12 protein-coding genes and 1 pseudogene are annotated in these 26,887 nt (G+C 68.7%); 5 read left to right on the top strand and 8 right to left on the bottom strand.

What is annotated here, in order from left to right; genetic code table 11:
• Nucleotides 1-83: 83 nt before the first annotated feature.
• On the top strand, nucleotides 84-3,416 hold the full coding sequence (locus FLL47_RS35210; RefSeq protein ID WP_144126978.1) for a S8 family peptidase: 3,333 nt from the start codon (nucleotides 84-86) through the stop codon (nucleotides 3,414-3,416).
• A 36-nt stretch (nucleotides 3,417-3,452) separates the two neighbouring features.
• On the opposite strand, the gene FLL47_RS35205 is transcribed toward FLL47_RS35210, so the two are convergent.
• The 5 genes from FLL47_RS35205 to FLL47_RS35185 all read right to left on the bottom strand — a co-directional run bounded on the left by FLL47_RS35205 (nucleotide 3,453) and on the right by FLL47_RS35185 (nucleotide 13,259).
• Nucleotides 3,453-6,206, bottom strand: coding sequence for an AfsR/SARP family transcriptional regulator (locus FLL47_RS35205; protein WP_186316092.1), 2,754 nt, complete (start codon nucleotides 6,204-6,206; stop codon nucleotides 3,453-3,455).
• 133 nt (nucleotides 6,207-6,339) lie between these two features.
• Nucleotides 6,340-6,864: a sigma-70 family RNA polymerase sigma factor gene (locus FLL47_RS35200; protein ID WP_186316091.1), complete on the bottom strand. Its 525-nt coding sequence runs from the start codon at nucleotides 6,862-6,864 to the stop codon at nucleotides 6,340-6,342.
• Between the two features lie 288 nt (nucleotides 6,865-7,152).
• Nucleotides 7,153-9,030, bottom strand: coding sequence for an AfsR/SARP family transcriptional regulator (locus tag FLL47_RS35195; protein ID WP_144126975.1), 1,878 nt, complete (start codon nucleotides 9,028-9,030; stop codon nucleotides 7,153-7,155).
• Nucleotides 9,031-9,308: 278 nt separating this feature from the next.
• Nucleotides 9,309-12,215, bottom strand: coding sequence for a hypothetical protein (locus FLL47_RS35190; protein ID WP_144126974.1), 2,907 nt, complete (start codon nucleotides 12,213-12,215; stop codon nucleotides 9,309-9,311).
• A 63-nt stretch (nucleotides 12,216-12,278) separates the two neighbouring features.
• Nucleotides 12,279-13,259, bottom strand: coding sequence for a hypothetical protein (locus FLL47_RS35185; RefSeq protein WP_144126973.1), 981 nt, complete (start codon nucleotides 13,257-13,259; stop codon nucleotides 12,279-12,281).
• Between the two features lie 143 nt (nucleotides 13,260-13,402).
• Here FLL47_RS35185 and FLL47_RS35180 point away from each other — a divergent pair, with 143 nt between their 5' ends.
• Entirely contained in the window at nucleotides 13,403-15,031 is a 1,629-nt protein-coding gene (locus FLL47_RS35180) for a KAP family P-loop NTPase fold protein (protein ID WP_186316090.1), read from the top strand.
• An 8-nt stretch (nucleotides 15,032-15,039) separates the two neighbouring features.
• Here FLL47_RS35180 and FLL47_RS45365 read toward each other — a convergent pair.
• A pseudogene (locus FLL47_RS45365) lies at nucleotides 15,040-15,198 on the bottom strand (IS701 family transposase); the annotation flags it as partial.
• A gap of 225 nt (nucleotides 15,199-15,423) precedes the next feature.
• Between FLL47_RS45365 and FLL47_RS35170 the strand changes: the two are divergent.
• Nucleotides 15,424-18,003 carry a LamG-like jellyroll fold domain-containing protein gene (locus tag FLL47_RS35170; protein WP_246159069.1) on the top strand — a complete coding sequence of 860 codons (2,580 nt, stop codon included), beginning with the start codon at nucleotides 15,424-15,426 and terminating at the stop codon, nucleotides 18,001-18,003.
• Nucleotides 18,004-18,187: 184 nt separating this feature from the next.
• The gene (locus FLL47_RS44850) at nucleotides 18,188-19,771 is read left to right on the top strand and encodes an acyltransferase (RefSeq protein ID WP_281286766.1); all 1,584 of its coding nucleotides are present in this window, start codon (nucleotides 18,188-18,190) and stop codon (nucleotides 19,769-19,771) included.
• A 55-nt stretch (nucleotides 19,772-19,826) separates the two neighbouring features.
• Here the strand turns inward: FLL47_RS44850 and FLL47_RS35160 are convergent, their stop codons facing one another.
• On the bottom strand, nucleotides 19,827-20,495 hold the full coding sequence (locus FLL47_RS35160; RefSeq protein ID WP_246159068.1) for a TOPRIM nucleotidyl transferase/hydrolase domain-containing protein: 669 nt from the start codon (nucleotides 20,493-20,495) through the stop codon (nucleotides 19,827-19,829).
• Nucleotides 20,496-20,769: 274 nt separating this feature from the next.
• Between FLL47_RS35160 and FLL47_RS35155 the strand changes: the two genes are divergently transcribed.
• Nucleotides 20,770-23,727, top strand: coding sequence for a S1 family peptidase (locus FLL47_RS35155; protein WP_186316089.1), 2,958 nt, complete (start codon nucleotides 20,770-20,772; stop codon nucleotides 23,725-23,727).
• Nucleotides 23,728-24,375: 648 nt separating this feature from the next.
• On the opposite strand, the gene FLL47_RS35150 is transcribed toward FLL47_RS35155, so the two are convergent.
• The gene (locus FLL47_RS35150) at nucleotides 24,376-26,823 is read right to left on the bottom strand and encodes a S1 family peptidase (RefSeq protein ID WP_186316088.1); all 2,448 of its coding nucleotides are present in this window, start codon (nucleotides 26,821-26,823) and stop codon (nucleotides 24,376-24,378) included.
• Between the last annotated feature and the right edge of the window lie 64 nt (nucleotides 26,824-26,887).

Genomic DNA, 26,887 nt, shown 5'->3' with positions numbered 1-26,887 from the left:
GATCCGGGTCACTCTCATGAACTTTCGTCCGCCGGCCACGTCTAGATCACCCGAGATACCCCTCGCGTTGATCTAGGAGAATGATGCGGTCAGTTCGCACGATATCGGCGCTGGCACTGCTGGTGCTGGGCGTCTCGGCGGTGGCCCCGGTCGGGTCGCCGGCCGCGGCGCAATCCCAGGCGCCGAAGCCCGCGACCACACCCCCGGTCGCGTCCAGCCCTCGGACGGTCACTCTGCTCACCGGCGACACCGTCCACGTCAGCACCGTCGACGGGCAGACCGCCGTCAACGTCGTGCCGGGCAAGGGACGGGAACGGATGCCGTTCCTCACCCACAGTGTCGGCCGGCACGTGCGGGTCATCCCCGCCGACGCCGTCGGCCTGCTCAACCGGGGCAAGCTCGACGAGCGGCTGTTCGACATCTCGACACTGATCGGCTTCGGTTACGACGACACCCGGGCCACCCTGCCGCTCATCGTCCAGCACACCGGCACCGCCCCCGCCGGCCTCGCCGGAGCCCGGACCACCCGGGAGCTGTCCGGGGTGAGCGCCGTCGCGCAGAACCGCACGGACGCGGTGTCCTTCTGGAACAGCATCACCTCCGCCATTGGCAGCGAACGGCGGCTGCGGGCCGGGTTCGACAAGATCTGGCTCGACGGGCTGCGCCGGCCGACCCTCGACGTCAGCGTCCCCATGACCGGCGCGCCGCAGGCCTGGCAGGCCGGCTGGACCGGAACGGGCGTGAAGGTCGCCGTGATCGACACCGGCGTCGACCAGGCCCACCCCGACCTGGCCGGCCGGGTCGCCGCCGCGGAGAACTTCACCGCCGAGACCGACGCCCTCGACCGGGTCGGCCACGGCACCCACGTCGCCTCCACCATCGCCGGCAGCGGGGCCGCGTCGCAGGGCCGCTACCAGGGCATGGCACCCGGCGCGACCCTGTACAGCGCCAAGGTCTGCACCGTGGACGGCTGCCCGGAGTCGGCGATCCTGGCCGGCATGACCTGGGCGGCACAGCAGGGCGTCAAGGTCGCCAACATGAGCCTCGGCGGCCCGGACAGCCCGGCGACCGACCCGATCGAGGCGGCCCTGGCTGACCTCACCCACCGCTACGGCATCCTGTTCGTCGTCGCCGCGGGCAACTCCGGCCTGGCCGGCGAATCCACCGTGAACTCGCCCGGCAGCGTGACCGAAGCCCTGACCGTCGGTGCCGTCACCAAGACCGGTGAGCTGGCCGAATTCTCCAGCCGCGGTCCGCGCGCAGGCGACGCCGGCATCAAGCCCGACATCACCGCGCCCGGCGTCGGCATCGTCGCCGCCCGCAGCTCGATCTCCGACATGTGGCCTGACGACGCCAACCCGCAGTACGCGAGCCTGTCCGGGACCTCGATGGCGACCCCGCACGTGGCCGGCGCGGCCGCGATGCTGTTCCAGCAGCACCCGGACTGGGCCCCTGAGCGGATCAAGTCCACGCTGATGGCGGCCGCGCGGCCGAACGCCGCGATCGGCGTCTACGAGCAGGGCGCGGGCTTCCTCGACGTCGCCCGCGCGATCGGGCAGACCGTCACCGCGAGCCCGGTCAGCATCGCGTTCGAGCGGACCACTGCCGCGCAGACGCGCACCGTCACCTACGCCAACAGCGGCTCTGCCGCACTGACCCTGGCCGTGTCCCTCGACGCCAAGGACGCCGACGGCGCCCCGGCACCGGCCGGGCTGTTCAGCCTCAGCGCCTCCTCGGTGACCGTCCCGGCCGGCGGCACCGCCACGGTGACGGTCACCGTGCAGGCCGGCACCGGCCTGCCCGACCGCTACTACGGCGGTGAGGTGACCGCCACCGGTGGCGGCGCGCAGGTGCAGACCCCGGTCGCACTCGACGTCGTCCGCCACCAGCTGAGCCTCACGCTCATCGGACCCGACGGCGGGGCGCCCAAGGCCGACCAGGGCTGGGTGACCGTCCTGATGGACCTGGACCGGCAGACCCTGCTGGTGCTCGACGACCCGACGGCCACCAGCCACCGGGTCCGCGCGGGCCGCTACCTGGTCCAGACGTACATGTTGAGCGGCGACCCGTTCATGCCGGACATCACCTCGCTGGTGCGCCCGACCCTCGACCTGACCAGGGACCAGGCGCTCACCATGGACACCCGCACGGCGAAGCCGATCGCGGTGTCGGTGCCGAACCCGAACGCCACCCTGGTCTTCCCGGACTCCGGCTGGACGATCCGGACCGAGCAGCCGCAGATCTGGGGCAGCAACGACCCGTTCGGCACGCTGATGAACGTCCCGTTCGAGCACGTGCGCACGGCGCAGGCCGGGGGCGGCAAGACGCCCGGCTTCGTCTCCTACGTCCACGGGATCTGGGGCCAGGTCAACCCCGACGGCGGCCTGCACAACAGCCCCTACGTCTACCGGGCCTACTTCTACGAGCCGCAGCAGATGATGACCGGCCTGACCCGCAAGCTGCGCGCGGGCGACTTCGCCACCGTCCGTTCCCAGATCGGCGCGGACGTCGCCGGCGTCCCAGTCGCGCGGACCGCGGTCGCGCACGCGCCCGGCAACTCACCGGTCTACCGCGACGAGCGCAACATCCAGCCGAGTTTCACCTACGACGTGCCGAGCACCATCACCGAGTACTACAACCAGGACAAGCAGACGGTCTGGCAGTCCGTCTCGGCGCAGACGAGGTACACCTACTACCAGTCGGACTGGACCAGCTTCAAGCCCGGACGTACCTACGACGTGAAGTGGGCCAACGCGGTGTCCGGGCCGGTCTTCCCACAGCCGAACTTCGGCCAGCAGTTCGCCACCCGCTACTGGGGCGACCAGATCGGCGGGCCGGGGCCGCTGCACGGCGACGGCACCGGGCACATGGGCTTCCGGCACGTCCGCGGCGGCAGCGCACAGGTGACCCTCTACCGCAACGGCGTCGAGATCGGCGCCGCGAGCGAGGTGCCCTACGCGTGGCAGGTGCCTGCGCAGACCGGTGACTACCGGCTCGCCGCGACGTTCCGCAGCGACCCCGAGTTCACCCTGTCGACCGTGGTCGAAGCAGAGTGGACGTTCAAGTCCGGCCACGTGGCCGACGGCGACCTGGTGAAGCTGCCGATGACCGCGATCCGGTACACCCCGGCCCTCGACATCGACAACCGGGCCCCGGCCGGCCGCCTGCTCTCTATCCCGGTCTCCCTCGACCGCCAGGTCGGGGCGGCACCGGGCCGAACCAAGGACCTGACCGTCGAGGCGTCCTTCGACGACGGCAAGTCCTGGAACAAGCTGCCCGTGCTGCGCTTCGGCGAGAACGCGGTCGCTCTGGCGTACCACCCGACCGGCGCAGGCTTCGTCTCGCTGCGCGCCGCCGCGACCGACACCAGCGGAAACACGGTCAAGCAGACCATCATCCGCGCCTACCGGTACTGAGCACATGACCCGGACGCGGCCTGCGCCGCGTCCGGGTCACCGCAGCCGCGCCAGCCGGTCGCGGATCCGGCGCGCCATCGGCGAGTCCGTACCGTGGAGCTCGGCGAGCGCCTCCCGCCACGCCTGCCCGGCCCGGACCGCATCGCCGCGGCCCGCGTGGAAGTCGCCGACGGCGACCAGCACCTCCGCGGTGTGGTGGGCGGCCCCGGCGCCGCGGAACGTGTCGATCGCCTGCTGCCAGACCGCCAGCGCGTGCGGCAGGTCGTCGATCATCGAGTACGTGTGCGCCAGCCACGCCTGCGTCGTGCCCACCCCGTGCAGGTCGCCGATGGCCTCGAACTGCCGCTGCGCCTGCACGAACATGCCCAGCGCCGCAGCGTGCCGGCCGAGCCAGCCCTGCGCCCGCGCCATGGCCAGCAGCGCGGTCGTCGCGCCCCGCACATTGCCCTCGGCGTGGAACAACGTCCGCGCGGCCTCGGCATGGCGCATCGCCTCGCCGTAGCACCGCTGGTCCAGCCGGATCTCGGCGATGTTGTTCTCCACATGACCCTGCTCGGTGCGCAGCCCGAGCCGGTCGAAGATCGCCCCAGCCTGCTGCAGGTGCGACAAGCCGCCGTCCAGATCGGCCAGGAAGTAGCAGGCGCCGGCAAAGCTGCGGTGTAGCAGCGCCCGGGCGGCCGGATCGTCCCCGGTCGCGGCCAGACCGGCGCCCACCACCGCCGCCCACTGCCGGAACTGCGCCGTGTCCTGGAAGAAGTTCTGCATGGCCAGCGCGATGCGCCACGCCGCACGAGGCCGGCCACGTCCCTGCGCCCGCGCGACGACGTCGGTCAGCACCCGCTGCTCGGCCGCGAACCAGGCCATCGCATCGTCGCGGCCGGTGAATTCGCGCCCGATCACCCCGCGTCCAGACGGCTCCGGCTCCGGCAGCGGCACCTGCGGCAGCAGAAGCAGGTGCGCCGCGTACGCACTCAGCTCGTAAAAGTCGTAGACCCGCTCGACGGCGGCGTCACGCTCGGCCGCGGCGTCAAGATCCTCCCCGAGTTCGGTCGCATACGCGCGCAGCAGATCATGCATCCGCCACCGGCCCTCACCGGGCCGCACCAGCATCTGCGCCCCGAGCTCGGCGAGCAGCCCACGGGCGGAGCGCGCCGGCACACCGGCCAGCGCGGCCGCCGCTTGCGTGCTCAGCTCCCCGGCAGGGTGCAGCGGCAGCAACCGGAACAGCCGGGCAGCCTCGGGCGTCAGCGCCCGATACGACCAGGAGAAGATCGCCTCCAGATCGGCGTGCGCATCCCCGAACCCGGCCAGCCGGCCGTCGGCCGCAGCCAGCTCACCGACGACCGCAGGCAGGCTCAGCCCGGGCCGGCCCACGCTACGGGTCGCGACCAGCGCCAAAGCCAGCGGCAGCCGACCACACCGCGCGATGATCTCACCGACGGCAGCCGGGTCCGCGGCCACCACGTCACCGAGCCGGCGGGCGAGCAGCTCGCGGGCCTCGGCGTCGGTCAGCAGGTCAAGATGCAGTGGATGCGCGCCGGCCGAACCGGCCACACCGGTGATCCGGCGGCGACTGGTCGCGATGACCAGACTGCCGCCCGTACCCGGCAGCAGATGCCGGATCTGGTCCCAGTCCCGGCAGTTGTCGAGCAGGATCAGCATCCGCCGCTCCGCCAGGATGCTGCGATACAGGCCGGCCTGGGCATGCAACTCGGCCGGGATGGCGGCCGGCGCCACCCCCAGCGACCACAGGAAACCGCGCAGCGCCTCCGCGGGCGTCATCACCGCATTGCCGGAGTCGAAACCGCGCAGGTCCGCGTGCAACTGCCCATCGGGATAGCGGGCGGCCAGCCGATGAGACAGATGCACCGCCAGGGTGGTCTTGCCGACGCCGGGCATCCCGTCGATGACCAGCGCGGTGGTCCGCTGGTCGCCGGCCAGCAGCGCCTGCGCGGCGGCCATGACATCAGCGCGGCCGGTGAAGTACGGATGGTCGGCCGGTAGCTGCGCCGGCGGCTCGGCCCCGGCCGGCACCGGCGCGTCATGGTCGAGCAGGCTGTCCCGGGCCGCACGCAGCACGGCGCCCGGCTGGATGCCCAGCTCGTCGGAGAGCCGGTGCTCGATGTCGGCATACGCCGCCAGCGCCTCGGCCCGCCTGCCGTCCGCGGCGAGCGCCCGCAGCAACCGCGCCTGCAGCGCCTCGTCCAGCGGCTCGTACTCGGCGGCCAGCCGGATCGCCGGCAGCACCACATGCACGCACCCGGCCCGCAACGCGGCATCGGTCGCCGCCCGCACGGCCGCGAACCGCTCGCCGTCGACGGCGACGAACTCCGGGTGGGTCCGGCCGCCGGCATGCAAACCCGAGGCACACCGGTCGCGCCACAACGCCAGCGCCTGCCGGTAGAGCTCGACGGCCCGCTCACCGGAGCAGGCACCGGCGTCGGCGACCAGGCCCCGGAAACGCAGCAGGTCGAGCGACTCCTGCTCGACCCGCAGCCGGTATTGGCCGCCGTCGCGGATCAGCACCGAGCCCGCTGCCCGCGTCGGCAGGCCAGGTTCGAAGCGCCGCCGCAGCGTCCCGATGTGCCGGTGCACGACGTTGACCGCGCTCGGCGGGGGATCGGACTCCCACAGCAAGTCGACGAACTCGGCGACGCTGACCGCGGCGCCGGCACGGGCCAGCAGCAACGCGATGATCAGCCGCTGCTGCCGGGTGCCGAGGTCGATCTCGGACCGGCCGCGCCAGGCCCGCACCGGGCCGAGGACGGCGAAAGAGAGCGGGCTGGTCATCCTGGTGCGATCCACGTGGGGCTGGGTGTCACGATCGCCGTAGCCTGGCAGTGCCCGTACGACGTGAGCAGCGGGCCTGGCGGCCCTGTGAACTTGACCGCAGCGTCGGAACCGCAGCCCGGCGGAATGCGTCTCAGGCCGCCTTGAGGCTCGTGCGCAGCGCACACAGCGCATAGTGGGTCCGGGACTTCACCGTGCCGACCGGCATTCCCAGCCGACCCGCGACCTCCTTCGGCGACCGCCCGACCAGGTACACCTCACAGAGCAGTCGGCGCTGCGCCGGACTCAACCGGCCGAGCGCCTGCCGCATGGCGTACGACGCCAACGCGGTGCCGGTAGTGTCGTCACCGGCGGGAATCCAGGTCATGTCGACGAGATGAACCTCGGCCGGGCGGTTGCCCCGCAGCCTGACATTGTCGATGACCAGCCGCCGCGCGACGGTGAGCAGCCACCTGCGGGCGGCATCGGCCTCCGCCGGCACCGACTCGAGATGCCGCCAGGCCCGCAGCATCGTCTCCTGGAGCAGGTCCTCGGCAGTCTGCCGCTGGCCGTGCGTCAGCACCAGCAGCAGACGCAGCACGGCACGGGCGTGGTCCGCATGCAGCGTGGTCAGGCGCTCGGCCGCAGTGGCCGCAGGTTGTGCAGGTGCCGACAGCACGGTATTCCTCCCACAGGCAGGAACAACGGGTGAATGAGGCACGAGCCTAGGGATGATCGATGCGATTGGACTGACGTACAAGTGCTGATTCAGTGCCGTCACCGTCCGCAGTCGCTCACGGATGCGGCGTAATGAACCGAGCGGGCCCGACGCCGCCCCTTCCGCATTCGACAGGATCACGGCCGGTGCGTCCCGGCCCAGCCGCGCGGCGGTGTCCAGGTCGCCGGCACCACGGCCGCACGGCATCGCGACCGGCGCCAGACCCGGCGTCGCCGGTTGGTGTCCCTGCTACCTGGTCGGCTGATGGAACTGCAGGCAGCGCGACCGCGCCGCCGCGCGCTCGGACGGGCTGTCGGTCTCCTCGCCGAGCTCCGTGGCATACGCCAGCAGCAGGTCGTGGGTGCGGTAGCGGCCCGGCAGGTCCTCGCTGATCAAGTGTGCGCGGCTCAGCTCGCCGATCAGCGCCCGCCCGCTGCGCAGCGTGACGCCGGCCAGGGCCGCCGCACCGGCGACCGAGATGTCGGGGCCGGGATGGATCGGCAGTAGCCGGAACAGCCGGGCGGCAGGGGCGGACAGTATCCGGTAGGACCAGGAGAAGACGGCACGCAGGCCCGTCTGCGGGTCGTCGCCGTCGAATCCGTCCAGGCTGCCCTGTGTTCGGGCCAGCTCGGCGGCGATCTGCGCGAGCGGTGTGCGCGGCAGACTCACCGCGCGGGCGGCCACCACGGCCAACGCGAGCGGCAGCCGCCCGCAGCCGGCGACGACGGCGTCGACCGCGGCCGGGTCCGCCGCGACGCGGCCCGCGCCGAGCATTGCCGGCAGCACCGCCCGGGCCTCGCCGACGCTCGGCAGGCCGACCGGCAACGGGTGGGCGCCGGCCGTGGTCAGCAGGGTGCTCAGTCGGCTGCGGCTGGTGACGATCACCAGGCAGCCAGGGCTGCCCGGCAGCAGGTGCCGGACCTGCTCGGCGTCGCGGCAGTTGTCGAGCACGACCAGCACGCGCCGGCCCGCGAGCCTGCTGCGGTACATGCCCGCCTGGGCGTGCAGTTCGGCGGGAACGCCGTGTTGGGGCACCCCGAGCGAGCCGAGGAAGCCGCGCAGCGCCTCGGCCGGGCTCATCGCCGGCTCCCGCCCGTCGTATCCGCGAAGGTCGACATACAGCTGCCCATCCGGGTAGCCGGCAGCGAACTCGTGGGCGAGGCGGACGGCCAGGGCGGTCTTGCCGGTCCCGGGCATGCCGTCGATCGCGAGCACCGAGGGCCCGTCCGAGCGCGCGACCGCCGCGCGGGCCTCGGCGATGAGATCGTCACGGCCGCTGAAGGACGGCAGGTCCGGCGGCAGCTGCGCGGGCCGGGGGAGCAGCGACGGCGACTCGGCATGCGCTGGCGGGGTGCGTTGGTGCAGCAGCCGGTCGTACGCCTCCCGCAGTTCCTCGCCCGGGTCGACGCCCAACTCGTCGGCCAGCCTGCGCCGCACCTCCCGGTACATCTCGACGGCTTCGGCCTGCCGGCCGTCGGCGGCCAGCGTCAGCAGCAACCGGCTCTGCAGCGACTCGTCGAGCGGGTGCTGTTCGGCGGCCTGCCGCAATGGCGCCAGCACGGTGCTCAGCCGACCACAGCGCTCGGCGGCGTCGGCGGCCTCGCGCACGGCCTGAGCACGTTCGGCCTCAACGGCCAGGAACGCAGAATGCCGGCGGGAGGCCGGCTCCAGGCCCGCGGCGCACCTGCCGCGCCACAGCCGCAGCCCGTCGAGCAGATGCCGCAGCGCCGACTCCGGGTCGCCGTCCTGCAGGCTCCGGCCGGCCAGTTGGCTCAGTGATCGGAACTTCAGCAGGTCAAGGGACTGTTCGTCGGCGCGTAGCCGATAGCTCGACAGCTCCCGGACGATGTGCCGGCCCCCCGACCGTGTCGGCAGGCCGGGTTCGAGCAGCCGCCGCAACTCCCCGACGTGCCGGTGTACGACGTTTGCGGAGCTGGCCGGGGCCTGCTCGTCCCAGAGTAGGTCGACCAGCTCGTTCAGGGAGACCGGTGAACCGGCACGGGCCAGCAGCAACGCGAGCACCATGCGCTGCTGGCGGGCGCCTAGCTGCAGCTCGGAGCCAGCGCGTACGACCCGGATCGAGCCGAGCACCGAGAACCCGATCATCTCGCCCGTCTCCGCTCGCACACCGGCAACGGTAACCGGACGATCCGCAACCCGGTGTCGGCGGCCGAAGCCCGGGTGCTGCGCCTGGGCGACACGACCATCGACCCCGAGCTGGAAATGCGCGTTCAGCGGACTGGCGTCGCGGCGTAGAAGGCTCGGCGAAACCCTTCGCGATGCCTTGGGCCCCTCACGCCTCGCGCAGACCAGTGCCGCAGCCGCCCACAGGGCCTCGTAGATGTGGATGGGTCGAGTGCCGATCAGTGACCTTGAACTCCCGCCCACCGAATCTGCAGAAGCGGCTACACCAGCGCAGGGCCCGTACTCGGCATCAGCCAGCTGTCGGGTCCCGCATTGCGGTAGAAGGCGAGCTGCTCAAAACACAGGTACCAATCATCGATCTCGTTTACGCTCGGCAGTTCGTCGAACGTTCCGAGGCCGTTCGGCTCGAGTGGCGACAGCGTTCGTAGGGCGTGGAAGATTTCTCGCCCCGAGAGGATCTGCGAAACGTGGACGGTGGGTTCAAGTCCGCCGAGGGTTAAGGCCGCAATGGCCTCAACGGCTTCGTCGCTGGAGCCAGCCAACAGGAGGTGGAGCGTACGCCGGCGGACGTCCGCAGTCTGGGGCGTCATGCTCAGCAAGCTGACCAACTGTAGGTGCGCGGCACCGTCAAAAGCATCGGGATCGGCGGTCGCCGCTGCGTAGTAGGCGATTTCCGTGAGCCGGTAGCGCTCGGCGATGTCCTGAACTGCTCGGGCGATTTCGGGACGAGATTCGAAGGCGAGATGTGTCGCGGCGACGCGCCGGATGAGCGACGAAGGCTCGCGAACGATGAGGTCGACGATCTCGGTGTCCATCCGCGCGCGAGCGGCGCACAATACGCCCGCGTATCGCACATGCGGGTCGGGATCTGCGAGCATGGCAGACACCGACCGATGGCTGACCCGAGGGAGTCGCTGCACCGCTGCCTGCGCGGTGAGGTGCAGTCGCTGCAGGGAGTCGGTGGGCCCTCTCAACAATCTGCGGGAACCTATCAGAAGATCGCCCGAGACATCGAGTAATGCGATAGCTACAACGACGAACGCCACGGCGATCAGGCTGACCGTGGTCGCTGCAATAAGGTTTGCAAAACTAGTGCCGTACGAGCTGTAGGAACTTGAGGAGTTGCTAAACAGTGCGGTGCCGACCGCTATCACCGAGATGCCTGAAATCGGGATGGCCAGTCGTTGGGTCGGCGTGCCCGCGGCGCGTCGATAACGGGTGTACCACGGGATCGACAATACGCTTACCAAACCGACGCCGATCAGCACGGTTCCGATCACGAAGGCACCTTGTCGATTCACGAGTGTCAGAAGCCACGCCACGAGAAGAACGAAGGTTACTGCGAGCCCGCCGAACGTGGCCGTTTGCACGCGGCGGTCTCGGATCGCAGTGTCATGCAGCATCCGCAGCTCGCCGAGCTCTTTTGCTCTACGTAGCTCCCGTTCCACGCGAATCCGCTCCACCAACTGCAGCCGGCGCTCAGCCCACCGGCTGCGGATCGTCCCGCCGCCGTCCGCTCGGACTTGTCCGGCGCTCAACCGGGCGACCTCTCGTCGCAGCTGAGACACCTCTTCGTCGCGGCTCGCGGCCAGCGCCCTGAGCGTTTGCTGAATTTCATGAAGCTGGCTGGTGTCGACAGGCGATGCGGCCATCGTCCGGAGGTTCGCTACCACAGGGCGCAAGATCTCGACCGAAGGTGCCCCGGTGAACACGATGACGTCGTGTGCGACCTGACTCAGACTGGTGAACACATCCGGACTGACGTAACCGACGACCAGGACGACAACGCGCGCCGACCAACGGTTGCGGTGTACGTGCTCGACCAGCGCAAGGCTGTGCAGGGCGTTGGCGACCTCGTCGTCGGAGAAGAGCGCCTCCGTGACGTGAATGAGCAGCCTAGGGGTCCCCTCTGCCTCGACGGCGTAGGCCGCTTTAGCTCTGCCTCTATGCCAGTCCTTGATGAAAGGCACGTTCACATTGAGTAGCAGGTGTTCGACGGCTTGCTCGGCGTCGCCCCTGCCCAGCAGTGCGCGCTTCCCCTCGGCGACGCGCCGGATGGTCGAAGCATCAACGAGATCGCGCTCGAGGGCGGCATCTTCGAACGCCTCAAAGCTGACTTGCAACAGCCTCCGTATGTTGCCTCCGCTCGCCGCCAGCAGCGCCCGGACCGCTTCGAGGGTGAACGGGTGGCAGCCGGCGTTGCCGGTGACCGCGTTTATGTACAGCTCGAGCAACTGGCTGGCGTTGCCTACGGTGAGCAATCCGGTGGCGATGTGGTTCACGCCGATCCGCTGACGCAGATCGACCGGAAGTTGCCCCCACAGCGTCGTGCTGCCGACGAGCACCAGCATGCCGCCGGCCTGTGGAACGGCCTCGACGAGTGAGTGCAGCAGCCCGACGTTCGGCATCCTGAGGTGGTGTTGCTCGTCCAGAAGGAGCCGCTCACACTGATCGAACACCACGACGATGGGCCGCCCGGTCCGAACACACATTTGCACGAGCAGTTGGATTCCATATCGACACATCTCCGGCTCCGTGATCGGGCCGTGTACACCGAGCCGTCTCGCATCGAGTTGGTTGACCGCATTGCCGACCAGCCAGTCATATGCGGCGCCAGCGAGTTGATCATCGAGAAGGAATGTCAGGGCACGTTGAAAGTCCTCACGTCCTCCGGCGACGGTCGAGAGTTCGGCCGCCTGAGCTTCCAGTACTGCTCCGCGTTCGACGAGATAGCCGTCGAGCAGTGCGTAGACAAGATCTGGGTCTCGGCGGAGATCCTGAGCTGAGATCCTGGGGCTGGCTTGTTCGGCAGCGATCGCGGCCAGGAAGCCCAGGCTGAGTTCTCGTAGGTCGGCTCGGCTGAGCTGGCCCATGAGCCGACGGTAGGTGCCTGGAAAATCCTGGTCCTGTGCTTTGACGTAACAGCGCAGCGGCTGAGGCCCGTCCGGGCTCGTGGAGAACTGACTCAGTGCATAGCGGACCGCGTGAGTCTTGCCGGAGCCGTGTTCGCCGTACAAGAAGACGACTTGCCCCCGCGCATCGGGGCTCGCGAACTCGGAAACGTACCTCGTCATCAACGAGTTCAACGCCGTTACCGCGGGCAACGCCAAGGTCGGCACGGTAGCCCGCCAGTCGGTCATCGAGTCGTCGCTGAGCCGTTCCTCCATGCTCGTCGTCCCCCGCGGAGGGAACGGGTTGCGATCCGGGTACGGTGCGGACACGTAATCCCTCTATCTGACCTGTTGCTGGTCGAGTAGCGTCATTGTCGCGATGAGCCATTCCTCGGGCATTCCAAGGTGACGGTTCTCGGGCCACGGTTCATCCACGACGTTCGTGCGAAGCCGGTAGTCGAGCAATCGGGCCAGCTGGTGCAGGACCGCCTTGATCGGCATAGGTTCATTGCGGTATACCCGGTCGAGTCCCGCCCGATCGTAGGGACAATCGTGCGGCGATGCGGCGTTCCAGCGACGTGCTGCGAGCTCGTTGATCTGCGGGGAAGCGAGCGGCCGCAAGTGGACGAGGTGAACGGAGTCGTCGAGGGTCGCAGAGTTGATCTGGTCGGCCATGGTCGTCTGTGAGTGGTCGTAGCTGGAATGGGTGAAAACGATCACGCTGGGCGCACGCTGGAAAACTGCTTGGGCGGACGCGATCAGACCGCCGGTGCGGATGCCTTCGAAAAGCAATCCGAACCCGTGCGGCGTTTTCAACCTGGCCAGATCCCTGGCGATCATGTAAGCGACCGCCTGGAGGCGTTGTTCGTATCGGGAGGTGGCGATGTCCTCAAGTTCGTTGAGTAGGCGCAGCGTACGGTGATCAAGATCCAATGCCGCGAAGTCCACCTCGTTCTGCAACTGGGCGAGCGCGCGACCCAGCGACTCTTGATCATTGTGATTCGCGACCGTAACCCGGCCGGGTAGGAAATGGTCCCCCAGGCCACGCAACTGTTGGTACATATGCAATATGCAGTTGGCGACGGATGTCCTGCCCGTGCGATCGCGGCCGCTGACAACGAAGAACGACGGTCGATCTTGATCGATTGCGGTCTGAATATGCTTCGTGATCGCCTCGATCCGCACGAACCCGTCCAAGCCGAGTAGCTCGCTGAAGTCGTCCGGATCTTCGAATGGGTCAAGTACGCGAGGCTCGAACGGATTCTTGCCGTTCAGGCCGTACAGTGCATACTGCAACGGCTGCTCATTGACCGGCAGCAAGATGAGTCCTTCGCGCAAGTGGTCGGCGGTCTGTGCCTCGAAGTCTTCAGCACCGTTCGATGAACCACCTCCGTCGATCAGGCACTAAGTTCTGGCTGCTTTGGTTTTGGAGCTTCGGCCGATGCGGCGCGTACGGTGTAGCAGTGGAAAAGGCTCGTATCCTCCTTGACTCGCCGGCGCAGGCGCCGGTTCTCGGCTTCGACCAGACTGCAATCGCACTCGCCACGCTGATTGAGCAGAGCGAACCGCGATTTGCGGTCGGCATCTTCGGCGGTTGGGGATCTGGCAAGACGACGCTGATGGACGCGATCGGGCGTGAGCTGAATCGCGAAGACACACTCAAAGTCGCGTTCAACGCTTGGCGTTACGAACGGGAGCATCACCTGATCGTGCCGCTGTTGGACACGATCCGAGGTGAGCTGGTCGAGTATGCGGCTGGCCGCCCGGCCGATACCCGCGAGAAGGTCGTTGCCGTCGCATCGAAGGTCGGTCGGGTCGTGCGTGCGCTCTCCATGGGAATGTCCGCGGAGGTCTCCGTCGGTGTGGCAAAAGTGGTGTTCGACGCGGCCAAGTTCGCCGAAGCGGTGAAGGACGCACCGCCGACGGAACCGCAATCGCTGTACTACGCATGCTTCGAGCAGCTCAAGGAGGCGTTCCAAGAGCTGCGGTGTGCCGGCGTCGAACGTGTCGTGGTGTTCGTTGACGATCTGGACCGGTGTCTACCCGGCAACGCGCTGGCGGTCATCGAATCCATGAAGCTCTTCTTCGATCTGATCGGTTTCGTCTTCGTCGTGGGTATCGACCGGGTGGTGCTGGAGCAGGCGGTCCGCGAAAGGGTCTCAGGCCAGATCCGCGGTTCCGGAGAGCCATTGCCGGCGATGGTCAACCGGCGCACCAGACTGGCAGAGCGGGAGTACATAAAGAAGATCTTCCAGGTGCCATACGAGGTCCCACCGATGGCGGCCGAGCAGCTTGACGAACTGCTTGAGTCGATCTCCCGCACCGGGCAGCTCGAGGGCGAACAGCTCGACGACCTCCGCAGTAGGGTACGGCCATACCTGAGCCACATAGCCGTTGAGGGGCAGGTCAATCCCCGCGAGGTGAAACGGTTCATCAACGCTTACACGCTGCAGATGCTTGTGCGCCCCCACCTCCAGGCGGCCACCGTGCTGGCTGTGCAGACGCTGGTGTTCCGTGATGACTGGACGCTTTACGAGATCCTCCGTGCGGAAACCGATGCCGTAGCGGAGGCGATCCGGCGCTACCGGGACGCTGACAGCTCCGCCCTGCTCGACCTGTGGCCCGAGATCGGCACGCTGCCCGCGGACATGGCGAGATTCCTGCGCTCGCCCGAGGCGAGACCCTTGCAACAACCGAACCTGCGTTCCTACCTGACCAGCGTCGAAGCGACGGTGCAAAAGGAACGCTGGGCGGCCGAGGCATATGGACTTGTTGCGCAACTACGCCGCGGCATGCGCGAACTGGTGAGTTCGCTGCAGCAAGGAGTGGGGGCCAACAACCTGGATGAGATAAGCCGTGACCTGGCGACACTGGTCGCGGCACTCCGCGCGTCGGTCCCGAAAGTAGATGACGGTGACCGGCTTGGGGAGAGACTGACGGCGTTTACTGACCAGATCCGCCGCCTGCACGGCGCCATGAACGCGGACGCGACGGGGAGCTGGGCGACCCAGGCTGAGTCAACGCTCTCCGACATCCAACTCGAGCTCCGCCTGCTTCGCAGCAGCTCCTTCAGCATGACGGATCCAGGCTAATGCGGCAGTCACGTTAGACTGCTGAGCTGCTGTAACTCGCGTCGGCGGTAGTGGCTGGTTCGTGCGAGGGCTTGGTGTCGACGTCGCCAATAAGACCAGCGCAGCAGGTGGGTGATGTCGGGCGGCCTGTGGTGTAGTGAGGCGACCAGGCGCCTGGTCTCGGCGAGGCCCTCTCGCCAGGTCGAGTCAAAGTCGGTTGTTCCAGATGCCCCGTAAGGGGCCGCACCGGCGATACGTTGTCCGGCGTCGATGCACAATGCAAAGCGGCTTCTCGCCGTCCAATGAGTCTCTTGACCGCTGCCGTGAGCGAACGCTACGGTCCCCGGCGGGATGGCGTGTCCGCCATCCGTTTCACAACGGGGAGCTTTGCCATGGCGTGGAAAAGACGTCGGGTGGCGTATGTCGCTGCCACTTCGCTGATCGCATCAGTCCTGTCCGCGGTCGGACCTGCACCGGCCCATGCGTCACCGATCGCGCTGCCGTCCCTCGTGGACGACGGCGTCTACCCCTACCCTGACGCGGCGGCGATCCTGGCCGAGCAGAACGTAGAGCTGATCTCCGGGGACGGGCACATCGTCCTGGCCGATTGCACGACGCCGCCGGTGGGTGACATCGGTTTGGTGAAGGTGTACACCACCGACGAGGCGATCGGCGCCGGCGAGATCGGCCGGGTGTGCTTCAAGGTGCTCGCCTCCTCCGGCACGCTGAACCTGCGGGTGCCCGGCGTGTACGAGATCCGCGGCGACGGCCAGCGGACCGGCACCGGCCACGAGGTGACCGCCGAACTCGAGGACGGGACCGGCGAGGAGATCACGGTAGAGGTCGACCCGGACGGCAGCACCCCGGTCGGTCTGGGCGGGGACCCGACGGCTTCGCCCACCATGCTGCTGCAGCTGCGGGTGGGTCCGGCTGCGGCGCCGGTCACCGGCAGCCAGACTCCGGTCGGCAAGATCGCCTCAGCGGACCGGATGTGCACGGCGACTCTGGTCACGCCGAGTTGGGTGCTCAGCGCGGCGAGCTGCTTCGCCGCCGATCCGAACCAGCCGCAGCTGGCCGAATCGGCCCCGGCCGGCCCTACACACGTGGCGTTTCCCGGGCACGCCGCGGTAGCGGTGAACCTGCTGATCCCGCGGTGGGGTCGCGATGTCATGCTGGCCCGCCTGGCCACACCGATCACCGGCATCACCCCGCTGGCGCTGGCCGACACGGCGGCGCCGACAGGCACCGCGCTGACCGCGGTGGGCTACGGGCGTGACACCGAATGGACGACCGACCAGCAGCAGAGCCCGCAGATCACGTTCACCGGCAGTACGCCGAACACGCTGACCGCCGGCAGCGGACCGCTGGTGTGCGCCGGGATGGCCGGCGCGCCGGTCCTCGACGCGGGCAAGGTCGCCGCGGTCCTCAGCCAGGCCGGTCAGGCGGGCTGCCTCGGCGTCACCGCCACCGACACCTCGGTGACGGCAGCGCGCATCGACGACCTGGCCGCCTGGTTCAGCGCCATCACCACCAACACCGCCGACCACAGCTGGACGCTGGCCGGCATGCCCAACGGAGCCATCTCGGGCAGCCCCGTCACCACCACCGTCGCCGACACCGGCAACGCCCCCACCGCAGTGCCCATGACCGCCACCTCCGGCGCCACCTGGACCACCGGCGGCACCTACAGCCCCGCAATCGAGTTCAACGGCACGAACGGATTGTTGAAGGCGAATGGACCGGCGGTCTCGACGAACGCCGACTTCACCCTGTCCGCGTGGGTCAAGCCGAACGCCGGCGGTGGCACTGTCCTGTCACAGGACGGCAGCGCGATCAGAGGCGTCAATGCGTCACCCGGCTTCAGGCTGGCCGTCAACGGCAGCGACAACTCCTGGTCCTTCTCCATGGCGCACGGCCCTCAGCTCAGCACCGGATGGGATTTTGCCCACACTGCTCCGGGTACAGCACCAACGGGCGTGTGGAGCCACGTGGTGGTCACCTACAACGCCGCTCGACGGGTGGCGATCGTGTACGTCGACGGCGTGAACCTGGGCTCGCTGACTCACGCCACCCCGTGGAACGCCTCCGGCCCCTTCCGCGTCGGCGCCTGGTTCATGGGGGAGACGGTCACCGCCGGCTTCTTCAATGGTCAGGTCTCACAGGTTCAGACCTGGAACAGCGTGACCACCCAACCCACGAAGGTCGAGCACGACCTCAACGGTGACGGCTGGCCGGACCTCGCTGCGGCCGACACCTCGGGCAACCTGTGGCTCTACCCGGGCACCAGCGGCACCGGTTTGGACACCCTCGCCAGCGGCCCCGGGACCGGGGGCCCAGGCGGCGACACCGCAACTCGCGTGCAGATCAAGACCGGGTTCACGGGGTACCGGTGGTCGATCAGCGACTGGGACGTCGACGGCCTGGCCGATCTGCTGACCATCGACGCCAGCGGCAACCTCGACTTCCACAAGAACCTCGGCCTGTTCGGCACCGCCACCCTCGCCGCGCCCGTGCGCCTCAGCGCCGGCTGGACCAACTACCTCTTCGGTGTCGGCAACGCCGACACCGATCCGCACCCGGACCACGTCGGCATCGCCACCGCGACGGGCAAGATGTACTTCTACCCGCAGGGCACCGGCAAGATCGAAGTCAAGGCCGCAGGCTTCGGGGCCAACTACCGGGTCTATGTCGCCGACTTCAACGACGACAGCCGCGGCGACGTCATCACGATCAACCCGAGCGGCATCATGCACCTGCACGCCAACACCGGCGGAACCGGCTTGGCCATGTTCGGCACCGCCGCGCAGATCGGCACCGGCTGGAGCCCCTTCAAAGCGACGGTCTTCGACCTGAGCCACGACGGCAAGCCGGACGTCATCGCTCAGGGCTCTGACGGAAACGTGTGGCTGTACGGCCACACCGCTTCCGGCTGGGTCGGCCCCACGAAGATCGCAACCGGATGGAACACCGCGAACATCACGTCCATCGGATAGGTCCCGACGGTGCCCCGACCCGACCGGGTCGGGGCACCGCCATGTCCACGGCCGCCGCCGGTGACCCAGCCGGGCGTCCGCCGCCGCGGACAGATGAAACTCCCGGTCCGCGACGGCGGGCACCCGGCGGCATACCTACGCCAGGCCCTGGAGGTACCCGGCCGGATAAGAGATGATCTCCGCCATGAGCGAGTTCGACTTCTGCCCGTGGATGTTCGCCGACCACGCCACCCAGGACGAACGCGGCGAGCAGCTCGCCTACCAGCGCGGGCTGGCCGGGCTGCGGTCCGCGGGCGACAGGTCGTTCATATCCCCACTCGCCGCGATCCACCAGGCCGACCTCACGCTCGGCACCGACTCCTACATCGCCGCGCACGTCTACCTCACCGACGAGGTCCAGCTCGGCGACAACACCAGCCTCAACCCCTACGCCGTCGTCCGCGGGCCGGTGCGACTCGGATCCGGCGTACGCATCGGCGCGCACGCCTCCCTCGTGGGCTTCAACCACTCCGCCGACCCCGACACGCCGATACACCAGCAGCCCATCGTGTCCAAAGGCATAGCCGTCGGCGACGACGTGTGGATCGGATCGAACGCCATCATCCTCGACGGCGTCACCATCGGCGAGCACAGCATCATCGGCGCAGGCGCGGTCGTCACCAAAGACGTCCCCGCCTGGTCGGTGATGGTCGGCAACCCCGCCCGCCGCGTGCGCGACCGCCGCGACCAGGCCCGCACCGCCGGCCTGACCACGAAACTCGCCGACTTCGCCGCACAAGCCCGTGACCAGGCCCCACAGCTGCTGGACCGTTACCGGACCGGCGACACGTTCGCCGATCAGCCCGCGACCGCACCCACCGTGCGAGCCGTCTGCGACGCGGTCGAGATCGCAGACCTGCTGCTGAACGCGCCCCCACCCCGGTCCGACCGCGACGACCTCGTCCACCGGCTCGCCGCCCTGCAGGATCCGGCCACCGGACTCATCCCCGAACTCGGCGAGACCGGCCCACCGAGCCTCGACAGCGGCTCGGCGTACCACATCCTGTCCGTGGGTCATGCCCTGGACCTGCTCGGTGCCGGACTGCCGCACCCGATCCAAGCCGTCCGCAAAGACCCGGCACAGCTCGTGGCTGACCTGGACGGGCTGCCGTGGGCGAAGCGGGCCTGGAGCGCCGGCGCCTGGGTCGACATCCTCGCCACCGGGCTGCACTGGAACCGCACGCTGTTCGACGCCCACGAACCGACGGAGACGCTGTTCGGCTGGCTGCTCACCCGGCAGGACGCCTTCACCGGGCTGTGGGGCAGCCCGAGCGCGGGGGAGGGCTGGCGACAGCCGGTCAACGGCTACTACCGGCTCACCCGGGGCACGTTCGCCCAGTTCGGCCTGCCCGTGCCACGGCCCGAGCAGACGATCGACACCGTGCTCGCCCACACCCGCGACAGCCGGTTCTTCGCCGACGGACGCGGCACCGCCTGCGACGTGCTCGACGTGATCCACCCGCTGTGGCTGTGCGGCCGGCAAACCCGTCACCGGAGTGCCGACGTGCAGGCGTGGGCACGCGACCGGCTCACCGCGACCCTCACGCACTGGCACCCCGAAGCCGGCTTCGCCTTCAGCCCCGCGCCCACCACCGGGGCCGAACACCTGCCCAGCCTCAAGGGGACGGAGATGTGGCTCGCAATCATCTGGCTGCTCGCGGACGTGCTCGGCGACAGCGGAGCATTGGGCTACCGCCCCCGAGGCGTCCATCGGCCAGAACCCGCGTGATCCGAGCGCGCACACCCGCGGAGCCGAACGCCTCACCGCATCGACCGACCGCAGGTCAGGCGAGCCCGTCGAGCACTGCGGCCAGCGGCCCCGGCAGGGCATCCCGGCTCATGGCAGCCTCGGTGAGCAGCCGGGCGTAGCGCAGGTTGCGGCGCGAGCCGGCGCGCAGGAACCGCCACATCTGCCGCTCGGGCTCCTGACCACGCCACGCGGGCTGGCCTTGCAGCGTCTGGAACGATCCCAGGTCGCCCTGCGAGTCGAACAGGGCTTCGACCCCTGCGGCGCCCACGGCACGGATCAGTTCCCCTTCGAGGTCGTCGACGCAGACGTGGAACCCGAGACTGGCCATCTCGGCGCGGGTACAGGGCGCGCCGACCCGGGCGGCGACCAGCGCACGCCGGAAGATCTCCTCCTCGCGCACGTCGCACAGGCCGGCCAGGCGCACCCGGGCCGTCAGCGGGCCGAGCTCGGTCAGGTAGCGGCCGATGGCGTGCGCTCCGCCGATCGGCACGACCACGACGCGTTCCGCTTCGAGATCGCGGCCACGGCCTGCCGCGGCCGTCTCCAGCGCGATCTGGTCGCTGAGTCCCTCGACCAGGATCAGGGCCGCGGCGTCGTCGATCTTCGCTTGGGCGTCGGCCAACGCGCGGGTCGTGGCGTCCGGGCCGCTGTCGTAGCCGTCGAGCGCCCTGCGGGCCAGCTCGCGGCGATGGGCGAGATCCATGATGGGTTCCGTCGGTCGGCGATGTCGGGCGGGTCGGCGGCCCACTCGCGTCTGCCGTCGCCACACCGATCAGCTTCGAGCTTGGCGAAACATGCCGGCAGGCGGGTGGTGGCCATCGTCGCCATCATCGTCCAGGCGTATGGCGGCGACAACCGAATAACGGATGAATCGGGGTGGCGGAGCGCCCAACGCCATTGACGATCGTCACATCGAGTCGATAGCCTTCCGGCGCCAAGCAGCAATCCGGTCAGGCTTCACCATGGGGGAATCGGAAATGCGAACAAGGTATCTGGGCGCCGCCGTGAGCATCGTCCTCGCCGGATCGATCGGTTCACTGGCGGTTTCACATCCGACCTACGCCGACCCGTCCGGGGTCACGTCGCTCGTGGAGGACGGCAGCTATCCGGATGCGGCAGCCATTCTCGCGTCGCAGAACGTCAGGCTCATCTCCGGCGACGGCCGCATCGTACTGGCCGACTGCGCCACCGCACCCACCGGAGACATCGGCCTTCTCAAGGTCTACACCACCGACGAGACCATCGGCTCCGACGGCATCGGCCGCGTCTGCTTCAAAGTGAACGCCACTATCGGCCGGCTCGACCTCGAAGTTCCGGGCGTATACGAGATCCGCGGCGACGGCCAGCGCACCGGTACCGGTCATGAGGTGACCGCCGAACTCACCACCGACGACGGCGACCACCTGACCGTCGATGTCGACCCCGACGGCAGCACCCAGGTCGGCCTGGGAGCCGACCCAGACGGCGCACCCACCACGCTGCTGCAACTGCGCACCGGCCAGGGCACGGCCCCGGTCACCGGAGCCTCGGTCAACATCGGCAGGCTCAGCACCGGGAACTTCCGTTGCACCGCGACACTCATCGATCCCCAGTGGGTGCTCACCTCCGCGGGCTGCCTGTCCGCCGAGGCGGGACCCCCGCCCCACCCGGCGCAGGTGGTCTTTCCCGGCCACGCCCCGATCGCGATCACCCACGTGGCACCGCGAGCAGATCGCGATCTCGCGCTCGGCAGGCTCGACAGGTCGATCACGAACATCATTCCTGCGCGTCTGGCCGGCGGCGTCCCGGCGGTCGGCGCCGCGGTGCAGGCGATCGGCTTCGGGCGTACGGGCACCGACTGGGCCGGTGACACGCAGCGTGCGGCGACGTTGACCGTCGACGCGGTCGCGGCGACCAGCCTCACGACGACAACCACCGCCGGTCAGGTGTGCACGGGCTACGCGGGAGGTCCGGCAGTCAACGCGCAGGGCGAGATCGTGGCCGTACACAGCCTCGGCGGCCAGGCCGGCTGCATCGGTTCGGCGTCGGTGAGCACGGTGACCGTGGAAGCCCGCACGGACGACATCCGCACCTGGATCGGCGATCGCCGGTCGGTCGACAGCGGTGTGGCGATGAAGGCGGGGACGAGTCCGGCGGTCGCGGTGTTGCCCGATGGCAGCTACCGCACCGCGTTCCAGGCGGCGAACGGGGTGTTGCATGTCCGGCACTCGTCGGGCACGGTCACCAACACCGGGTTCGGTATGGCCGCTGGGTCCAGTCCCGCCATCGCGGTGCTGCCCGACGGGAGCTATGAGGTCGTGTTCCAGGCCAACACCGGCACCCTGCACGCGTGGCGCAACACGGTCTTCGCGCCCGTGGACACCGGCCTGGCGGTACGGCCTGGGACCAGCCCCAGCATCGCGACGCTGCCGTCCGGGGCCTGGCGTGCGGCTTTCCAGGCTGGCAACGCCAACCTGGGCACGTACGACTCCAGCGGTGCCGCGAACAACTACAACCTTGGCATGAAGGACGCCACCAGCCCCGCGATCACCGCGCTGACAGACGGCACCTACCGCATCGCGTTGCAGGCCAACACGGGCACGCTGTGGACGTTCAACCCTTCCGGGGCATCAGCCGACACCGGCCTGGGCATGAAGCCCGGTACCAGTCCCGCCATCGCCGCGCTGCCCTCCGGTGCCTGGCGCGTCGCATTCCAGGCAGCGAATGGAAACGTGGCGACCCACGACTCCACGGGCAGCGCCAACAACTACAGCCTGGGCATGGAGGACGGGACCAGCCCTGTCATGACCGTGCTCTCCGATGGCAGCTACCGGATCGCCTTCCAGGCCAACACGGGCACGCTGTGGACGTTCAGTCCGTCGGGCACCTCGGCGAACACCGGCCTGGGGATGGCGGCCGGCACCAGCCCGGCGATCGCCGCCGCGTCCGGCGGCAGCCACGAGATCGCCTTCCAGGCCGCCACCACCGGCAACCTCTGGACGCGGCATGAGCCGCATACTTCCCTGGACACGAGCCTGGCGATGAAGGCGGGGACGAGTCCGGCGGTCGCGGTGTTGCCCGATGGCAGCTACCGCACCGCGTTCCAGGCGGCGAACGGGGTGTTGCATGTCCGGCACTCGTCGGGCACGGTCACCAACACCGGGTTCGGTATGGCCGCTGGGTCCAGTCCCGCCATCGCGGTGCTGCCCGACGGGAGCTATGAGGTCGTGTTCCAGGCCAACACCGGCACCCTGCACGCGTGGCGCAACACGGTCTTCGCGCCCGTGGACACCGGCCTGGCGGTACGGCCTGGGACCAGCCCCAGCATCGCGACGCTGCCGTCCGGGGCCTGGCGTGCGGCTTTCCAGGCTGGCAACGCCAACCTGGGCACGTACGACTCCAGCGGTGCCGCGAACAACTACAACCTTGGCATGAAGGACGCCACCAGCCCCGCGATCACCGCGCTGACAGACGGCACCTACCGCATCGCGTTGCAGGCCAACACGGGCACGCTGTGGACGTTCAACCCTTCCGGGGCATCAGCCAACACCGGCCTGGGCATGAAGCCCGGTACCAGTCCCGCCATCGCCGCGCTGCCCTCCGGTGCCTGGCGCGTCGCATTCCAGGCCGACAACGGCGACCTGTGGACATACCACTCATCCGGCAGCGCCGCGAACATCGGGCTGGGCATGGAGGCCGGCACGAGCCCGGCGATCGCGGTGCTGGCGGACGGCAGCTACCAGATCGCGTTCCAGGCCAACACCGGATACCTGTACAGCTGGCACTCGACGGTCATTCCCGCAGTCGGCACCGGTTTGGGGATGGCGGCCGGCAGCAGCCCGGCGATCGCCGCCGCATCTGCCGGAAGCCACGAGATCGCCTTCCAGGCCGCCACCACCGGCAACCTCTGGACCCGTCTGACGTCCACCGCTCAGAACGACCTCGGCCTCGCATGAGGGGAGGCATCGCCGGCCGCGCGCATGTCAACGCGCGGCCGGCGGCGCCTTCGCAGCTCTGTGCCCACGTCCCGGCTGCCCAAGGCGAACCTGAGCCACCCGATCGGCGATCGTGCCCGCGAGCAGGATGTTCAGAGGTAGTCGAAGAACCTGATGAACCAGGTCGCGTCGGTCTTGCCGTAAGGGTTCGGCCCGAAGATCCACCCGTTCGGGCCGTCATCAAGGTTCGTCGAGCAACTGCATGGGCACGGTCAGATAGCCGAGTCAGTCGAGAAGCCGTCAAGAGTTATGAATGTGTACATCTTGTCGCCTAGTCGCATCGTCCTGTGCGGATGTTGCCGGTCGGTGCGGGTGTGCCTCGGTGCGCGCCTGGTAGGCCGCGATCTCGTCGCCCGGCGGAATCCGCTCGTCGACTTCCGACCCGCGTTCCAGGGTCACCTCGACCCGATCGCGCCGTGGAGAGGAGGACCCGGGCCGCGTGGGGTGCGTCGAGCCGAGGCGGCCAGGGGACGTCAGGGCCCTGTGCCGGACACCCATGGTGTCCGGCACAGGGGTGAGGCCAACCGAAATGGTGATCAGGTAGGACGCTTGAACGAGGCGATCGACCGGTTCTCCTCCTGATAGAGCCATTCAGGGTTGAGGTGCTGGTCAGAGGACGTTGAATCCGCCGTTGACGGCGAGGGACTTGTGCACGTCGACGGCGTCGATGATCACGGATCCGGTGTTGGGGTGCGGGTAGAACTGCACGCGCAGCCTGTTGTATGTGGTCGTCGCTGTGATACAGGTGGTGACGGGGGTCCAGTTGTCACCGCCAGGCAGGTTCTCGAGAGCGAAGACCGCGTTCTGCTCGGATGCGCCGATCAGCCAGATCACGAAGTTGCCACTGGCACCTCCTGTGGTCCCTTGCGTGGCGACCTGAGCGCTGCCGCAGTAGGTGTCCCCAGGATTGATGGCCAGATTGACGTCCTGGAAGATGCCATCGCTCGTCACGTTGGTGCTGGTGGCAGCGAATCCTGTGCCCTCGTAGGGATCGTTGCCCGTGACACCGGGGCCATATGTGGCGTAGTACGAGTTGGCGCCGACCGTCCAGTTGCTGAAACCGTTGTTGAATCCGCCGTTGACGGCGATGGACTTGTGCACATCGACGGCGTCGATGATTACGGTTCCGGTGTTGGCGTGCGGGTAGAACTGCACGCGCAACTTGTTGTATGTGGTCGTCGCTGTGACACAGGTGGTGACGGGGGTCCAGTTGTCACCGCCAGGCAGGTTCTCGAGAGCGAAGAGCGAGTTCTGGTGCGATGCGCCGATCAGCCAGATCACGAAGTTGCCACTGGCACCTCCTGTGGCGCCTTGCGTGGCGACCTGGGCGCTGCCGCAGTAGGTGTCCCCTGGATTGATGGCCAGGTTGACATCCTGGTAGATGCCACCGCCACCATTCACGGCTGTGTTGGTGGCGGCAAATCCTGTGCCCTCATAAGGATTGTTGCCGACGACGCCGGAACCATATGCGGCGAAGTTCGAGTCGGGGAAGACCGTCCAGTTGCTGGACCCCTTGTTGAATCCACCGTTGACGGCGATGGACTTGTGTACATCGACAGCGTCGATGCCGATCGCCGGACCGCCGACCATGGGCCAGAACTGGACGCGCACGGCCGTGTGTCCGCTAGCGGCAGTGACGCACGTGCTCAGCGGTGTCCAGTTGTTGCCGCCTGCCAGATTGACGACGCTCTTGGCCGAGCTTTCGGCGGCGCCCCCCATGAGGTGGAGGGCGAAGGAACCCCCGCCGCCTGCTGCGGTGCCTTCGGTGACCACGTGGGCGTTCGCGCAGAAGGTATCGCCGGGATTGACGGTCAGGCTGATGTCCTGATAAATACTTGCGTTTTCCTGGGCGGCACTGACAGACGTGTACGTCGACCCTTCGTAAGGGTCCGTTCCGGGTACGCCCGGCTGCCCTGCCACGTGCTGGGAGGCTGATGCTCCCGAGAGGATGGACCAATTCTCACCGGCGCCGACGCCGGCGAGGGTGGTGTGCCACCTGATCCACCCGGCAAGATCGTCGACCCGGGCGAGTACCACATCGGTGCCGCCAGAGGAGACATCGAGACAGCCGCCCTGTCCGGCACGGCTGAGCACGGCCGCGATCTTGCCGTTGGCGTTGCTCGCCGGGCCACCGGCGTTGCCCTTGCACACCAGGCCCGACGAGGTCGCCGCCTGGAGAGTCGTACCGGTCACCGCGGACAGTGCCGTCACGGCAGTGTGCTGGGTGTCGGCGACCCACTGGGTGTCGGTGCGCCCGTAGCCGACCGTCTGCAGAGTCGCGCCGACTGCCGGTGGAGTGCTCGCCGGCAAGGAGGCAGCGATGCCGGAGATGGGCGTGGCGAGTCTGGCCAGGACCAGATCTCTGTCGGCCCGCGGTGCCAGATGGTCGACGGCGACGGACGCATGGCCTGGGAAAGTGATCTGCGTCGGAGTGGCCGGTGCGCCTGCGGCGACAATCGGCTGGTCGGGGTTGTCGGCGAAGCAGCTGGCTGCGGTGAGGACCCATTGGGGTGCGATGAGGGTGGCGGTGCAGCTGTGCTGTCCGGTGGCGAGTTTGCCGACGGCGGCGTTGGTGCCGGTGACGGGGGCGGGGCCTGCGCCGGTGCGTAGCTGCAGCAGGATCGTGGGCGGGTTGTCGGGGTCGGCGCCGAGGCCGACCTGGGTGCTGCCGTCGGGGTCGACGGCGACGGTGATCTCGTCGCCGGTCTCGGTGGTCAGTTCGGCGGTGACGGCGTGTCCGGTGCCGGTGCGCTGGCCGTCGCCGCGGATCTCGTACACGCCGGGGACTTCGAGGTTGAGCCAGCCGGCGGCGGCGTTGACTTTGAAGCAGACCCGGCCGATGCCGTCGGCGCCGATGGTCTCGTCGGTGGTGTAGACCTTCAGCAGACCGAAGTCGCCTGAGGGCGGCGTGGCGCAGTCGGCGATGACGATGTGCCCGTCGCCTGCGAGCAGCCGTACGTTCTGTGCGGCGAGGATCGCCGCCGCCCCCGGGTACGCGCCGTCGTCCACGAGCGATGGCAGAAGCGGATCGGCGTGGGCGGGGCTGGTCACCGCCATGGCGCTTATCGAAATTCCGAGAATGATGCCGCAGGCACCCGCGCGGCGATGCCGTGATCGCATG

The sequence above is a fragment of the Catellatospora sichuanensis genome, assembly GCF_007483665.1.
GTDB lineage: Bacteria > Actinomycetota > Actinomycetes > Mycobacteriales > Micromonosporaceae > Catellatospora > Catellatospora sichuanensis.
This window is presented reverse-complemented; position numbering and strand designations above follow the sequence as displayed.